12 protein-coding genes and 1 riboswitch are annotated in these 15,054 nt (G+C 72.1%); of the genes, 4 read left to right on the plus strand and 8 right to left on the minus strand.

Translation table 11 applies throughout. The features are described 5' to 3' along the window. Window positions 1-76: 76 nt before the first annotated feature. From ABCQ75_RS03250 to ABCQ75_RS03270, 5 genes are all read right to left on the minus strand, one after another. Window positions 77-1,537: an aminotransferase class V-fold PLP-dependent enzyme gene (locus ABCQ75_RS03250; RefSeq protein ID WP_345883081.1), complete on the minus strand. Its 1,461-nt coding sequence runs from the start codon at window positions 1,535-1,537 to the stop codon at window positions 77-79. 32 nt (window positions 1,538-1,569) lie between these two features. Next, a riboswitch (SAM riboswitch) is annotated at window positions 1,570-1,683 on the minus strand. Window positions 1,684-1,793: 110 nt separating this feature from the next. Beyond that, complete coding sequence (hisN, locus tag ABCQ75_RS03255; RefSeq protein ID WP_345883082.1) at window positions 1,794-2,606, minus strand: histidinol-phosphatase; 813 nt, start codon at window positions 2,604-2,606, stop codon at window positions 1,794-1,796. A 103-nt stretch (window positions 2,607-2,709) separates the two neighbouring features. Further along, window positions 2,710-3,849, minus strand: a complete 1,140-nt coding sequence (rsgA, locus tag ABCQ75_RS03260) for a ribosome small subunit-dependent GTPase A (RefSeq protein WP_345883083.1) — start codon at window positions 3,847-3,849, stop codon at window positions 2,710-2,712. A gap of 1 nt (window position 3,850) precedes the next feature. After that, window positions 3,851-5,251: a 3-phosphoshikimate 1-carboxyvinyltransferase gene (gene aroA, locus ABCQ75_RS03265; RefSeq protein WP_345883084.1), complete on the minus strand. Its 1,401-nt coding sequence runs from the start codon at window positions 5,249-5,251 to the stop codon at window positions 3,851-3,853. Further along, complete coding sequence (locus ABCQ75_RS03270; RefSeq protein ID WP_345883085.1) at window positions 5,248-5,802, minus strand: DoxX family protein; 555 nt, start codon at window positions 5,800-5,802, stop codon at window positions 5,248-5,250. The genes aroA and ABCQ75_RS03270 overlap by 4 nt, the downstream gene beginning before the upstream one ends. Window positions 5,803-5,978: 176 nt before the next feature. Between ABCQ75_RS03270 and ABCQ75_RS03275 the strand changes: the two genes are divergently transcribed. After that, window positions 5,979-6,770, plus strand: coding sequence for a sigma-70 family RNA polymerase sigma factor (locus ABCQ75_RS03275; RefSeq protein ID WP_345883086.1), 792 nt, complete (start codon window positions 5,979-5,981; stop codon window positions 6,768-6,770). Continuing rightward, the gene (gene rsrA / locus ABCQ75_RS03280) at window positions 6,767-7,024 is read left to right on the plus strand and encodes a mycothiol system anti-sigma-R factor (protein WP_345883087.1); all 258 of its coding nucleotides are present in this window, start codon (window positions 6,767-6,769) and stop codon (window positions 7,022-7,024) included. Before ABCQ75_RS03275 ends, rsrA begins: the two co-directional genes overlap by 4 nt. A gap of 108 nt (window positions 7,025-7,132) precedes the next feature. Here the strand turns inward: rsrA and ABCQ75_RS16200 are convergent, their stop codons facing one another. From ABCQ75_RS16200 to ABCQ75_RS03290, 3 genes are all read right to left on the minus strand, one after another. Further along, the gene (locus ABCQ75_RS16200; protein WP_369299106.1) at window positions 7,133-7,207 is read right to left on the minus strand and encodes a 50S ribosomal protein bL37; all 75 of its coding nucleotides are present in this window, start codon (window positions 7,205-7,207) and stop codon (window positions 7,133-7,135) included. A 125-nt stretch (window positions 7,208-7,332) separates the two neighbouring features. Beyond that, window positions 7,333-7,935: a GDSL-type esterase/lipase family protein gene (locus ABCQ75_RS03285; protein WP_345883088.1), complete on the minus strand. Its 603-nt coding sequence runs from the start codon at window positions 7,933-7,935 to the stop codon at window positions 7,333-7,335. Window positions 7,936-8,215: 280 nt separating this feature from the next. Further along, window positions 8,216-12,073 carry a multifunctional oxoglutarate decarboxylase/oxoglutarate dehydrogenase thiamine pyrophosphate-binding subunit/dihydrolipoyllysine-residue succinyltransferase subunit gene (locus ABCQ75_RS03290; protein WP_345883089.1) on the minus strand — a complete coding sequence of 1,286 codons (3,858 nt, stop codon included), beginning with the start codon at window positions 12,071-12,073 and terminating at the stop codon, window positions 8,216-8,218. 517 nt (window positions 12,074-12,590) lie between these two features. Here ABCQ75_RS03290 and ABCQ75_RS03295 point away from each other — a divergent pair. Continuing rightward, entirely contained in the window at window positions 12,591-13,904 is a 1,314-nt protein-coding gene (locus ABCQ75_RS03295) for a hemolysin family protein (protein WP_345883090.1), read from the plus strand. Next, the gene (locus ABCQ75_RS03300) at window positions 13,901-14,974 is read left to right on the plus strand and encodes a hemolysin family protein (RefSeq protein WP_345883091.1); all 1,074 of its coding nucleotides are present in this window, start codon (window positions 13,901-13,903) and stop codon (window positions 14,972-14,974) included. Before ABCQ75_RS03295 ends, ABCQ75_RS03300 begins: the two co-directional genes overlap by 4 nt. Window positions 14,975-15,054 lie beyond the last annotated feature (80 nt).

A 15,054-nucleotide genomic window follows, 5' to 3' on the forward strand; every position in this document is an offset into this window, starting at 1 on the left:
TCGTCCCAGCCCTCCACTCTACGCGGACACGCGGCGGCGGGACGCGGGCTGCGGGGCCTCAGGCCTCTGCGGTGCCTCAGACGTCTGCCGCGCAGGGCGCGGCGCCAGCGGTGCCCGGGGTGTTGGGAGCCCACGCGGGGAAAGGCCGGGGATCGTGCGCGGGGACCCAGCGGCCCGCGTCCACGCGGTAGTCCCCGCCCAGCCCGCCGGACACGAGCGCCTCGACACCGGCCACGAGCCGCCTGACGTCCTCGAGCCTCGAGCCGACGCCGAAGCTCGCCCGCAGCGAACCCGAGGGCAGCCCCAGCCGCCGCAGCACCGGATGCGCGCAGAACCGCCCGTCCCGCACGCCGACCCCGTGCTCGGCCGAGAGGTAGGCGGCGGCCAGGCCCGCGTCGTGCCCGGCAACGGAGAAGTTGACGACGCCGATCGTCCCTCCGCCGGTGACGTCGCCCGGGGCGCCTCCCGCATGGTCCGCGAACAGCGTGTGGACCTTGACGCCGTCGACCGCCGTGAGGCCGGCGATGAGCGCCGAGCGCAGCTGCAGCTCGTGGAGGTCCCACGCCGTGGGGTTGAGCCCGGCGAGGACCTGGGCGGCCTTGGCAAGGGTCGCCGCGCCGAGCACGTTCGGTGAGCCGGCCTCGTGCCTCGCGGGCCCGGTGGCCCATGTCGCGGAGTCGAGCCGCACGTCCTTCACGGCACCCCCGCCGGCGAGGTACGGCGCGCCGGCGTCGAGCCAGTCGGGCCTGCCCACGAGCACCCCGGCGCCGAACGGCGCGTACAGCTTGTGGCCCGAGAACGCGAGATAGTCGATGTCCGCCTGCCCCGCGCCATCCCCGGCCATGTCGATGCGGCGGTGCGGCGCGAGCTGCGCGGCGTCCACCGCGATCCGGGCCCCGTGCGCGTGGGCGAGGGCGGCGAGCTCGGCGACAGGCAGCACCTCGCCCGTGACGTTCGAGGCGCCCGTCACCGCGAGCAGGGCCACGGTCCCGTCGGCGAGGGCGAGCCGGACCCGTTCGACGGTCTCCTCGAGCGTGTCGGCCGCGACGACGCTGCGGTGCGGCCGCGCCTGCCAGGGCAGGAGGTTCGCGTGGTGCTCGAGGTCGAGGTAGAGCACCTCTCCCGTGCGGGGGAGGCAGCGGGCGAGGAGGTTGAGCGCGTCGGTGGTGTTGCGGGTGAAGACCACCGCGTCGTCGGCCCGGGCGCCGACGAACGAGCGCACCGTGCTGCGCGCATTCTCGTACAGGCTCGTCGAGACCTGGGACGCATAGCCGGCTCCCCGGTGCACGCTCGCGTAGTAGGGGAGGATCTCGGCCAGATAGTCGGCGACCTCGGCGAGGGCGGGGGCGGAGGCCGCATAGTCGAGGTTCGCGTACCGCACCTCCCCGCCGCCCACGAGCGGCGCGAGCAGCGCGCCTCCGACCACCTCGGCGAGGGGCTCGACGGCGTGCGGGTAGTCGGCGTCGTCGATCCGGGACAGCCGGGACACCGGGGAAACCGGGGAAGGGCCGGGAAGGGTGGGCAGGGCAGTGTCCATGGCAGAGTCCTCGCGTTGGAGGGACCCGTGGGGGTCCGCGCTTGCCGGGTCCGCTCCGGACCGGCCTGGTCGTCACCCGGGGCACCCCACCGCGTCAGGAGGGTTGCCGGCCAGCAAACCGGGGTTTCGCGCTGGCACTCGTGACCTGTTGAAGAGAGTAGGCCACGGACGCGCGGGCGCGCATCCGTGGCCTACGGGGAACGGTCCTCTGTGACGAAATTCGACGTGGCATCCGCCAAGAGGTCCGGCCCCGGAATCAGAGGAGGTCGTCGTAGCCCGGGGTCAGGCGGGAGAGGACCTCGGAGTGGAGAATCCCGTTCGTGGCCACGGCATTGCCTCCCCACGGCCCGTCCTCTCCCTCGAGCGAGGTGAAGCGGCCGCCGGCCTCGGTGACGATCGGCACGAGCGCCGCCATGTCGTAGAGCGCCAGCTCCGGCTCGGTGGCGATGTCGACGGCGCCCTCGGCAAGGAGGCAGTAGGACCAGAAGTCGCCGTACGCGCGCGTGCGCCAGACGTCCTCGGTGAGGCCCAGGAAGCTGTCCAGCGTGCCCCGTTCCTTCCACCCGCTCAGGCTCGAGTAGGACAGGGAAGCGTCCTCGAGGCGCGACACGTTGCTCACGTGCAGCCGCGTCGCGGACGCGAGGGACCGGCCCGTATAGGCGCCGGCGCCCTTGACCGCCCACCACCGGCGGCCCAGCGCCGGGGCGCTGACCACCCCGACCACGACCTCGTCCCCGTCCGCGAGGGCGATGAGCGTGGCCCACACCGGGACGCCGCGCACGAAGTTCTTCGTCCCGTCGATCGGGTCGATGATCCAGCGGCGGGAGCCGTGCCCCGTGGTCCCGAACTCCTCGCCCACCACGGCGTCCCGCGGACGCGAGCGGGAGAGCTGCCCCCGGATGGCCTCCTCCGCGGCCCGGTCGGCGTCGGTGACGGGCGTGAGGTCCGGCTTGGTCTCGACCTTGAGGTCGAGGGCCTTGAACCTCTCCATCGTCTGGGCGTCGACGGAGTCGGCCAGCACGTGTGCGAGGCGGAGGTCGTCGTTGTACGTCTCGGGGGCAGCGATCATGGCACTTACGCTATCGCCTCGCCGCGAACGGCCGGGGGAGGCGCCGCGTCGTGGGCGCCGCGGGTGTGGGCGTGGAGGCGCCGCGTCGTGGGCGCCGCCGCGTTCAGCTGCCGAGGACCTTGGACTCCTGCGCCTCCTCGCGGGGGTCTGCGCCGAGGAGGCGTCGCAGGGAAGCGAGGCGGGCGGGACCGGCGTCGCCCGCCTCGCCGTCCGCGACCCAGGCGTCGAGGCCGCAGCCCACGGCCGCGGCGTCGTGCCGGCATCCGCGCTCGCAGGCCTCGGTGCCGGGTTCGAGGTCCGGGAAGGCGGCGAGGATGCGGTCCGGGTCCACGTGGGCGAGCCCGAACGAGCGGATGCCGGGGGTGTCGATGATCCAGCTGCCCGGCGGCGCGTCGGCGAGCCGCAGGGCGAGCGCAGAGGAGGAGGTGTGCCGCCCGCGCCCGGTGACGGCGTTGACGCCGCCGGTGGCGCGGTCCGCCCCCGTGAGGGCGTTGACCATGGTGGACTTGCCGACCCCGGAGTGGCCCAGGAGCACGGTGACGCGGCCGCCGAGCTCGGCGCGGAGCGTCTCGACCGCTGCGGCGTCGAGCCGTGCGGAGGAGCCGTCGGCGGCGCGGGCATCGATGCTGGCCGCTTCCGCGGCGGCCCCTTGGCCGGTGTCCTCGCCCGGAGCCGCGGGCCCGGCCGTGCGGCTCACGACGACGGTCAGCGGCAGCTGCTCGTAGGTCGCCAGGAGTGGGGCGGGATCCTTGAGGTCCGCCTTGGTCACGAGGAGGAGCGGCTCGATCCCGGCGTCGTACGCGGCGACGAGTGCACGGTCGATGAAGCCCGTGCGCGGTTCGGGGTTGGCGGCCGCGACCACGATCACGAGCTGGTCGGCATTGGCGACGACGACCCGCTCGACCGGGTCCGTGTCGTCCGCGCTGCGCCGCAGGAGGGTGGAGCGCTCCTCGACCCGCACGAGCCGCGCGAGCGTGTCGGGCCCGCCGCTCACGTCCCCCACAAGGCCCACGAAGTCCCCGGGGACCACCGGGGTGCGCCTCAGCTCGCGCGCACGGGCCGCGATGACAAGCCGCTCGTCCGGCGTGTCCTCGGCGACGATCGCCGTGTAGCGGCCGCGGTCCACCGTGACGATGCGCCCGAGCACGGCGTCCTCATGGCTCGGGCGGTCCTTGGTCCTCGGCCGGCTGCCGCGCTTGTTCGGCCGGACGCGGACGTCGCTCTCGTCCCACTCGCGCGGCATGTCAGGCGTTGGCTCCCTCGTGGCCGACTGCGTGCTGCACGTCTGAGGGCTGCCCGGCGTCGCGTTCGACGGCGCTGCTCCCCTGGGCGAGCATGCGGGCCCACATCTGGGGGAACTCCGGCATGGTCTTCGACGTCGTGGCGATGTCGTCCACCTCGACGCCCTCGACGGCGAGTCCCCAGATTGCTCCCGCGGTGGCCATGCGGTGGTCCGCGTAGGAGCGGACGAGGGCCCCGCGCAGCGCGGCAGGGCGGATCACGAGCCCGTCCTCCGTCTCCTCCGCGTCGCCGCCGAGGCGCCGGATCTCGGCGACGAGGGCGGCCAGCCGGTCGGTCTCGTGCCCGCGCAGGTGCGCGATGCCGGTGAGCCGGGAGGGCGAGTCGGCGAGCGCGCACAGCGCCGCGACCGTGGGCGCGAGCTCGCTCGTGTCCGCGAGCTCCGCGCCGGTGATGCGCGCGCCGCCGCGGACGGTGAGCGTGCCGTCCTCGAGCGTCACTTCTGCCCCCAGACGGGGGAGGATCTCGCGCCACGCGTCCCCGACCTGGGTCGTGCCGTCCGGCCAGTTCGGCACCCGGACGGTGCCGCCCGTGGCGAGCGCGGCGGCGAGGAACGGCCCCGCATTGGAGAGGTCCTGCTCGATCCGCACGTCGAAGGCCCGCACAGTGCCGGGCGAGACGATCCAGTGGCCCGGCCTCGAGTCATCCACCTCGACGCCGAGCCCGCGCAGGACCGTCACGGTCATGGCGATATGGTCGAGGCTCGGCACAGGCGGGCCCGAGTGCTCGAGGTGCAGGCCCTCCTCGAAGCGCGCCCCGGCCAGGAGCAGCGCCGAGACGAACTGGCTCGAGCCGGATGCGTCGAGCACCACGTGCCCGCCGCGCACGGAGCCGGTGCCGTGCACGGTGAACGGCAGCGATGCCGGTCGCTCCGCACGTCCCCGGGCGCCGGCGGGGGCGCCGGGGGAGGACAGGCCGACGCCGAGGGAAGCGAGGGCGTCGATCACGGGACCCATGGGACGCACCCGGGCGTGCGGATCGCCGTCGAACGCGATCTCGCCCCGGCACAGCGCGGCGAGCGGCGGCACGAAGCGCATGACCGTGCCGGCGAGTCCGCAGTCCACCGCCGTGCGCCCCACCTCGGAAGGGGTGGGGATGGGTTGGACGAGGAGGTCCGGCCCGTAGTCGCCGTCGCCCTCGGCCTCTGTGATGCGGGCCCCGAGCGCGCGCAGGGCCGCGACCATGAGTGCCGAGTCGCGTGAGTGCAGCGGGGCGCGCAGCCGGCTCGGTCCGTCGGCGAGGGCCGCGAGGATGAGGTAGCGGTTCGTGAGCGACTTCGAGCCGGGGACCGTGACCGTCGCGTCGACCGGGCGCGTGGCGAAGGGGGCAGGCCAGGCAGCGCTCATGCGAGCACGCCGGAAGCCGTCTCGACGGCGTCGCGCGCGGCTGAGCGGACGGCGCGCTCGGCCCGGTGCAGGCTCTTGTCGGCGCGCGCGAGCTGGCGGCGCGAGGCCTTGGCGGTGTCCGCCGCGAGGTGCTGGGCGCGCCATGCGAGGGACGGGCGTCCCGCGGTGTCGACCGAGGCGAGCAGCACGCCTCCGCCGAGGGACAGGTTCTTCAGGAGGGCGGCGCGGCGGGCCGCGCGTCCCTCGGGGGAGCTGATGTCTGCCGTGCGCCACTCTACGAAGGTGTTGAGCGCACTCGTGATGGCGAGGAGCGTGGCAGAGAACCGGGGCGCCTTGCCGAGCGCGTACAGGACACCGGCGCCGAGCTGGGTTGCCCCCACCGCCCGGGCCAGGGTGCGCTCCTCGATGCGGACCGGCAGGGCGTCCGCCGCGCGCCGGAGCACCGGGGAGAGCTGCTCTGCCGTGTCGTCCGCGTTCTTCAGCTTGTCCGCGCCCGCGATGATGAATGACGAGGCAAGGAGCGGTCGGGCGAGGAATCGGACTGCGGACATGTGGCCTCCTGGGCTGTTCGGTGACGTGCTCCGACGGGTCCCAGTCTCGCACCTTTGGGGAATATTTTCCTGCGGCGGCGGTGTTGTGCCGGGCGGAACAGCGAACCGGAATCCAGGAGGTGCGTGTGCTGGTCCTTGACCCTCCCGCCCTCGCCCCGACAGTAGACTGGTCGGCAATGAGCAGCCCCGAGCCCCGCGAGCCAGGATCCGCAGCCGAGTCCTCCGGCGGCGTCGGCGTGTCCGAGACAGCCGAGGCCCCGGCCGCGGGGGTCGGCGAGGAGACCGCGGACGAGCGCCGCGCCCGGTTCGAGCGCGATGCGATGCAGTACGTCGACCAGCTGTACTCGGCGGCGATGCGCATGGCCCGGAATCCGTCCGATGCCGAGGACCTCGTCCAGGAGTCGTACGCGAAGGCCTTCGCGGCCTTCCACCAGTACCGCCCGGGCACCAACCTCAAGGCTTGGCTGTACCGGATCCTCACGAACACGTACATCAACCTCTACCGCAAGCGCCAGCGCGAGCCCCAGCAGGCCGCGACGGACACCGTCGAGGACTGGCAGCTCGCACGGGCCGAATCGCACACGTCCAGCGGCCTGCGCTCGGCGGAGGCGGAGGCCCTCGACAGGCTGCCGGACTCCGACGTGAAGGAGGCGCTCGCCTCGATCCCCGAGGAGTTCCGTCTCGCGGTCTACTTCGCCGACGTGGAGGGGTTCGCGTACAAGGAGATCTCCGAGATCATGAACACTCCGATCGGCACGGTCATGAGCCGGCTGCACCGCGGCCGGAAGATGCTCCGGGACCGGCTCGCGGGCTACGCGGCAGACCGCGGGTTCGCCGGTGCGCGGGCGGCGGTCGCGGCGCAGAACGGCGCGGCGCTGGACGGCGAAGCAGGGGCCGCCGCCCAGACCGGCGCTGTGCACGGCACACAGGGGAATGCGAGCACGACAGCCCAGGAGAACCAACCATGAACGACTGCCAGGGACTGGGCGACTGCGACGACAGCCGCCTCCAGCGGCTCTACGAGTACCTCGACGGGGCGCTCCCGGCCCATGACGTGGCCGAGATCAAGGAGCACCTCGACACGTGCCCTGAGTGCCTCGAGGAGCATGACCTCGAGTGCGTGATCCGCTCTGCGATCAAGCGCAGCTGCCACGAGCAGGCGCCGGAGAAGCTCAAGGACGCGATCCTCGGCAGGATCCACGCCCTGCGCACGGAGGCCTGAGCCCTCGGCGGGGCCTCAGACAGGACCAGGTCCAGAACAGGACCCGCCCCCAGAACAGCAGAAGGCCCCGGACCGAGTGGTCCGGGGCCTGCCGCGTCACAGCTGCGCTCAGGTGTTGGGGCGCTTGCCGTGGTTCGCGCCGCCGCGCTTGCGGTCACGGCGCTTGCGTGCTCGCTTGCTCATAGCTGGCCTCCTTCGACTAGTTGGACTGCTTGGCCGAGAAGGCCGCCCTCAAGTCTCCCATACCGGGGGCGCCGCGCCTAAAAGACCGTCCGGCCGCTGGGGTGCCGGCGGCTGCGGTGCCCGCGCTACTGGGGCTGGGGGAGGCGCAGCCAGGGGAACCAGCCCCTGTGCAGGACGAGCCATGCGATGAGTCCGTACCCTGCCTGTCCCGGGGCACCGGCGTTGGCCGCGAGGTCGCCGCGCCACTGCTCGTGGTTCAGCAGGGGGGAGAAAGTGTCCACGTAGTAGTGGCTGCGGCGCGTCGTGACGTCTGCGAACGCCGTGTTGAGCTCTGCGAGGCGCCGGTTCTGCGCCGGGTCGAGCGTGGGAGGCGGGCCCACCACGAAGACCTCCATGCTGTTCTGGTGCGCCGAGTCGAGGATGTTCGCGAGGTTCAGGCGGCTGCGGGCGGGGGAGACGCCGAACTCGATGTCCCTGCCCGAGAGCCCGATCACGAGGCGGTTCTCGTAGCCGTCGGCGAAGCGCCGCAGGGCCTCGGCCTCCCATCGGGCGGTCAGCGCCTCGGTGCCCTCATCGGGGGCGGCGAGGACGTAGCTCTCGAGGGTCAGCTCCTCCCGCGGGGTGCGCGCGAGCACGCGTCCGATCCACCCGAGCGCCCGTGGGTCACCCGTGCCCGCCAAGAGCTCGTCGCCGATCGCCGCGAGGCGAAGCTTCCTCTCGTGCGCCAATGCGCTCTCCCCTCGTCCGGCCGGTGAGCCTGTGTTCCGGGAGGCTGTGCTTCCGGGCGGATGCCCGCAGCTCCCGGCCTCCGAGTCTAGCGAAGGCGCGCGGGCTCGCGCGCAGGGGCGCGGCGGTGTGCGCAGGTTGCGCGCCCGGAGATATGCGCCTGCTCCTCGACGGCGAAGACCAGGGCGCGGGCGCAGACCGGGCAGACGACGCCGGCCGGGCGCCTCGTGCTCGAGGTGCCCGGCCGGCGTCGTGCTCACCGCGGTGCGCGGCGGAAGGGGACTAGGCCCGCGCGAAGGCCTCGCGGAGGAGGACCTCCTGCTCGGCGCTGTGGCGCTTCATGGAGCCCGCGCTCGTCGCAGCGGATGCCGGACGGGACACGAGGCGCACGCGGCGCTCGAGCGCCGGCACGAGGGTGATCCCCATGAACGGCCAGGGGCCCTGGTTGGCGGGCTCGTCCTGCGCCCAGACGATCTCCGCGTTCGGGTACTTCGCGAGCTCCGCCTCGATCTCAGCCTGCGGCAGCGGGTACAGCTGCTCGACGCGGACGAGCGCCGTGCGGGTGTCCTTGGCCTTGGTGCGGGCGGCGAGGAGGTCGTAGTACAGGCGTCCCGAGACGAGGACCACGCGGTCCACGGCGTTCGCGTCCAGCTGCTCGTGCTCGCCGATCACGGGGCGGAACGAGCCGGTCGTGAAGTCCTCGACCGAGGAGGCCGCGCCCTTGAGGCGCAGCAGCTGCTTGGGCGTGAAGACGATCAGCGGCTTGCGCGGTCGGCTGTACGCCTGGCGGCGCAGGAGGTGGAAGTGCGAGGCCGGGGTGCTCGGCTGGGCCACCACCATGTTGTCCTCGGCGCACAGCTGGAGGAAGCGCTCGATCCGGGCCGAGGAGTGGTCCGGGCCCTGCCCCTCGTAGCCGTGCGGGAGGAGCATGACGACCGAGCTGCGCTGGCCCCACTTCTGCTCGGCGGAGGAGATGAACTCGTCGATCACCGTCTGCGCGCCGTTGACGAAGTCGCCGAACTGCGCCTCCCAGGCCACGAGGGCCTCGGGCCGCTCCACAGAGTAGCCGTACTCGAACCCGAGCGCGGCGTACTCCGAGAGGGAGGAGTCGTAGATCGAGAGCTTGGCCTGGTCGTCGGCCAGGTTCGCGAGCGGAGTCCACTCGGCACCTGTCGCACGGTCGTGGAACACCGCGTGGCGCTGCACGAACGTTCCGCGGCGCGAGTCCTGCCCCGCAATGCGGACCGGAACGCCCTCGGTGATGAGGGAGCCGAAGGCCGCGACCTCGCCGAAGCCCCAGTCGATCCCGCCCTCGCGGGCCATCTGGGCGCGACGGTCGAGGAGCTGCTTGAGCTTGGGGTGGACCGTGAACGACTCGGGGATCTGGGTGTGGGCCTCCCCGATGCGGTTGAGGAGCTCGGCGCTGATCGCGGTCGAGCGGGGGACACGCGCGTCGCCGTCGTCCTGCTGCTGCGCGATCGGGCGCTCTAGGTCGGCAACCGCCTTCGAGTCCGCCGTGACGATCGGGATCGGCGAGGTCTGAGCCGCGTGGGTCTCGGCGAAGACGCGCTCGAGGCGCTCCTGGTAGTCGCGCAGGAGCTGCTCCGCCTCTTCCTGCGTGATGTCCCCGCGGCCGATGAGGCTCTCGGTGTAGAGCTTGCGGACCGATCGCTTGGCCTCGATGAGGTTGTACATGAGCGGCTGGGTCATCGACGGGTCGTCACCCTCGTTGTGGCCGCGGCGGCGGTAGCACACGAGGTCGATGACGACGTCCTTGTGGAACCGCTGGCGGAAGCGGTACGCGAGCTGCGCCACGCGGACGACCGCCTCGGGGTCGTCGCCGTTGACGTGGAACACCGGTGCCTGGACCATCTTCGCCACGTCGGTCGAGTAGACCGAGGAGCGCGAGGACGCTGGCGAGGTGGTGAACCCGACCTGGTTGTTGACGATGATGTGGATCGTGCCGCCGGTGCGGTAGCCGCGCAGCTGCGAGAGGTTCAGGGTCTCCGCGACGACGCCCTGGCCCGCGAACGCCGCGTCGCCGTGGACGAGGATCGGCAGGACCGGGAAGGACTCTCCCCGGTCGAGGCGATCCTGCTTGGCGCGGACGATCCCCTCGAGGACCGGGTCCACAGCCTCGAGGTGCGAGGGGTTCGCGGCGAGGTAGACCTTGGTCTGCTTGCCGTTCTCAGCCGTGAACGTGCCCTCGGTGCCGAGGTGGTACTTCACGTCGCCGGAGCCCTGCACGCTGCGCGGGTCCTGGGTGCCTTCGAACTCGCGGAACACCTGGGCGTAGGTCTTGCCCGCGATGTTGGTCAGCACGTTGAGGCGGCCGCGGTGCGCCATGCCGATGGCCACCTCGTCCAGCTCGTCCTCGGCAGCCTCGGACAGGACGGCGTCGAGGAGCGGGATGAGGGACTCTCCGCCCTCGAGGGAGAAGCGCTTCTGCCCCACGAACTTGGTCTGGAGGAACGTCTCGAACGCCTCAGCCGAGTTCAGCCGGGACACGATGCGCAGCTGCTCCTCGCGGCTGGGCTTCTTGTACGGGTGCTCGATCTCGTCCTGGAACCACTTGCGCTCGGCAGGCTCCTGGAGGTGCATGTACTCGGTGCCGGTGGTGCGGCAGTAGGCGTCGCGGAGGACCCCGAGGATGTCACGGAACTTCATCTTCGGCCGGCCGCCGAAGCCGCCCGTGGGCCACTCGCGGTCCAGGTCCCACAGCGTGAGGCCGTAGGTGAGGACGTCCAGGTCCGGGTGCTTGCGCTGCACGTACTCGAGCGGGTTGGTGTCCGCCATGAGGTGGCCGCGCACGCGGAACGCATGGATGAGCTGCTGGATCCGGGCCACCTTGTTGATGGCGTCCTCGGGGTTGACCTGGAGGTCCGGGCTCCAGCGCACGGGCTCGTAGGGGATGCGGAGGGATTCGAAGATCTCGTCGTAGAAGCCCTGCTCGCCGAGGAGGAGCTGGTGCACGATCCGCAGGAACTCGCCCGAGCCCGCGCCCTGGATGACGCGGTGGTCGTACGTCGAGGTCAGGGTGATGATCTTGCCGACCGCCTGCTGGGCGAGGATCTTCTCGCTCGAGCCCTGGAACTCGGCTGGGTACTCGAGGGCACCGACGCCGACGATCGCAGCCTGGCCCTTGGACAGGCGGGGGACGGAATGCACGGTGCCGATGCCGCCGGGGTTGGTGAGCGAGACGGTGGTGCCCGCGTAGTCGTCCGCGGTGAGCTTGCCGTTGCGGGCCCGCTTGATGAGGTCCTCGTACGTGTGCCAGAAGTCCGAGAAGTTCATCGTCTCGGCCTTCTTGACGTTCGGCACCACGAGCAGGCGCGTGCCGTCGTCCTTCGGCAGGTCGATAGCGATGCCGAAGTTGACGTGCGCGTGCTGGATCGCGACCGGCTTGCCGTCCACCTCGTTGTAGGAGACGTTCATCGACGGCATGAGCTTGAGCGCGCGGATCACGGCGAAGCCGATGAGGTGCGTGAACGAGACCTTGCCGCCGCGGACGCGCGTGAGGTGGTTGTTGATCACGACCCGGTTGTCCATGAGGAGCTTGGCCGGCACCGCGCGCACCGTGGTCGCGGTGGGCACCTCGAGGCTCGTGACCATGTTGGAGGCGATGGCCTTGGCCGGCCCGCGCAGCGGCGAGACGATGTCCTCTTCGATCGTCTCGTCCTTGGCCGTCTTCGGCAGCTGGGCCGGGATGAGGCCGGTGGAGGACGGCTTGGCGCCGTCCCGCACGACCGCGGCCGAGCCCTTCTTCGGCGCGGGGGCGGCCGCAGGCTGGGCGGCCTGAGGGGGCTGGGCAGCCTGGGCGGGCTGGGCGGACGACGCCGGTGCTGCCGCCGCCGGTGCTGCCGGGGCCTGCGGGCCGGGTGCCGCTGCGCCCTGGGCCTCGGGCGCGGACGGCCGGCTTGGCGGGGCCGGGGGCTCCTGCCGCGTGGACGCGTACTCGGCCGGCGCCTTCACCGTGCCGTTGGACGTGTGGCCGCTGTCCGAGTCGAAGGACTCGAACAGCGGCCACCACTTGGCGTCCACGGAATTCTTGTTCTGCTGGTACTGCTCGTAGAGCTCGTCCACAAGCCACTCATTGCCGCCGAATTCCTCGGGCAGGCGGTGGGTTGGCAGTTCTGGCACTGGAGTTACGCCTCTTCCATCGATACGTTGGCCCGCAGTCAGGCGGCTCCATGCCTCCACCCCGGGCGCCCGCGATAGCAGCCGGCACACAGTGTCCAGGGACAGTGTCCAGGGGGGCTGGCCGGATCCGCCGACCACCGTGCTCCCCTCGAGGGGGCACACGCTCCTTGACAGTGTAGTGACCACGATGCGCATTCCGACAATCGCCCGGCGCGTCCCTCCATCGGCGTCTCCATGGCCGCCGGATCCGCCCGGCGGACCCCACCCTGCGGGCGGGCCCGCGCTGCTACGCTGGAGCCACTATGGACGGCCCCTCTAGATGCCGGCCCGGCCGCGTGACCCCTCGGGGCCAGCGTGGCCGCCGCGCCGGCAGACACCGCGTTCCCTCCCTCCCCTCCCGACCTGCCTGCCGCGAGCAGCCGCGCCGCCTGCCGAAGCCTGACCGCCCCCTGCGGCCGAGCTCCGTGCACTCCCGGCATGTCGGGACCTCATCCCGCGCGGGCGGTGGTGTCTGAGCGTGGAATGGCTCCTCCTCGGCGTCGGCGTCCTCCTCATCCTCGGCACGGGCTTCTTCGTGGCCGTCGAGTTCTCGCTCGTGGCCCTCGACCAGGCCACTGTCCAGCGCAGCATCCAGGCTGGCGAGCCCGGCGCCGCCTCGCTCCTGCGCTGCCTCAAGACCCTCTCGACCCAGCTCTCGAGCTGCCAGCTCGGCATCACGCTCACCACGCTGCTCACCGGCTACGTCATGGAGCCCTCGGTGGGACGCCTGCTCGAGGCGCCGCTGGCCGGGCTCGGCATCCCCGCCGCCGGAGCCGTGTCCCTCACCGTCGCGATGGTGCTCGCGACCCTCGCCTCGATGGTGGTCGGCGAGCTCGTGCCCAAGAACCTCGCGATCGCCCGGGCCCTCGCGGTGGGCCGCGCCGTGGCCCCGGCCCAGCTCGTCTTCACGGCCGTCTTCAAGCCCGCGATCGTGGTCCTCAACGGCTTCTCCAACCGGGTGCTCCACGCTGTGGGGATCGAGGCCAAGGAGGAGATCTCCGGCGCCCGCTCGCCTGCGGAACTCGCCTCCCTCGTGCGCCGCTCGGCCGAGCTCGGCACGCTCGACGAGGGAACGGCCCGCTTCGTGTCCCGCACGCTGAGCTTCTCGGAGCGCACCGCCGCGGACGTCATGACGCCGCGCATGCGCGTCACGACCGTGGAGGCGACCGCATCCGTCGACACGGTGGTCGAGGCCGCGCGGCACACCGGGCACTCCCGCTTCCCCGTCATCGGCGACTCGCCGGACGACATCCGCGGGGTCGTGCACGTCAAGAAGGCAGTCGCCGTCCCCGAGGAGCGCCGTGCCGCCCTCGAGGCAGGTGCCATCATGGCCGAGGTGCTGCGGGTCCCCGAGACGATCCACCTCGATGCGCTCATCGCGCAGCTGCGCGAGGGCAACCTCCAGCTCGCGGTCGTCCTGGACGAGTACGGCGGCACTGCCGGGATCGTGACGCTCGAGGACCTCGTCGAGGAGATCGTGGGCGAGGTCGCGGACGAGCACGACCGGCTCGCCCAGGGCGTCCTGCAGAGCGCGGCGGGGGACTGGTACTTCCCGGGGCTCATGCGCCCGGACGAGGTCACCGAGCAGGTGCCCGGCCTCGAGGTCGAGGACAGCCCCGCCTACGAGACGGTCGGGGGCTTCGTGATGAGCGCCCTCGGCCGGATCGCTCAGACGGGGGACGTGATCGAGCTCGAGGGCGGGCGGGTCGAGGTGGTCCGCATGGACGGCCGCCGGGTGGACCGGCTCAAGTTCGTGGCCCGGCGCGCTGACGGTGGGGGGGAGACGGCATGACAGGCGACTGGGCAGGGATCCTCTGGCTCGCGGTCCTGCTGGCCGCGAATGCCTTCTTCGTCGGCGCCGAGTTCGCCATCATGAGCGCGCGCCGCAGCCAGATCGAGCCTCTGGCCGATGCCGGCTCCGGCCGCGCGCGCACCACGCTGCGTGCGATGGAGAGCGTCTCCCTCATGCTCGCGTGCGCGCAGCTCGGGATCACGGTCTGCTCACTCCTGATCCTCCAGGTCGCGGAGCCCGCGATCCACCACCTGATCAGCGACCCGCTGCACGACACGCTCGGCCTCCCCGCTGAGCTCGCAGACGGGGTCGGCTTCGTCACGGCGCTCGCAGTCGTGACGTTCCTCCACGTGACCTTCGGCGAGATGGTGCCGAAGAACATCTCGGTCTCGGCCGCGGACCGCTCCGCCCTCCTCCTCGCGCCGGCGCTCATGGGGGTCGCGCGTGTGGTGCGGCCCGTGATCCACGCGCTCAACAGCACGGCCAACGCGATCCTGCGGCTGCTGCGGGTCGAGCCGAAGGACGAGGTCACCTCGAGCTTCACGCTCGAGGAGGTCCAGGCGATCGTCGAGGAATCGAGGCGGCACGGGCTCGTCGACGACGAGTCGGGGCTGCTCTCGGGCGCGCTCGAGTTCTCGGACCAGACGGCCGAGTCCATCATGGTCCCGGTCCGGGACCTCGTGTCACTGCCGTCTTCGACCACTCCCGTGGAGTTCGAGAAGGCGGTCGCGAAGACGGGCTTCTCGCGCTTCCCCATGGTCGACGACGACGGCGAGCTCGTGGGCTACCTGCACGTCAAGGACGTGCTCGCCATCGCGCCCGACGCGCGGAACCGCCCCATGGGGGAGTCCCGCGTGCGCTCGCTGGCAAACCTGCGTCCCGACGACGAGATCGAGGACGCGCTCTCGGCCATGCAGAAGTCGGGCCTGCACCTCGCGCGCGTGATCGGGGCCGAAGGCGAGACCCAGGGCGTCGTGTTCCTCGAGGACGTGATCGAGCAGCTCGTCGGGGAAATCCGCGACGCGACCCAGCACCGCGGCGCCTGGCGCTACGAGAACGGCGGCGGATAGCGCGCGGCTGAACCGGCGTGCGCAGGTGGCCTGGGTGGGGCCGGAGGGGCGACTCTAATGGGAATTGTTCCCATTTGTGG

Source organism: Sinomonas halotolerans, from assembly GCF_039615075.1.
Lineage (GTDB): Bacteria > Actinomycetota > Actinomycetes > Actinomycetales > Micrococcaceae > Sinomonas > Sinomonas halotolerans.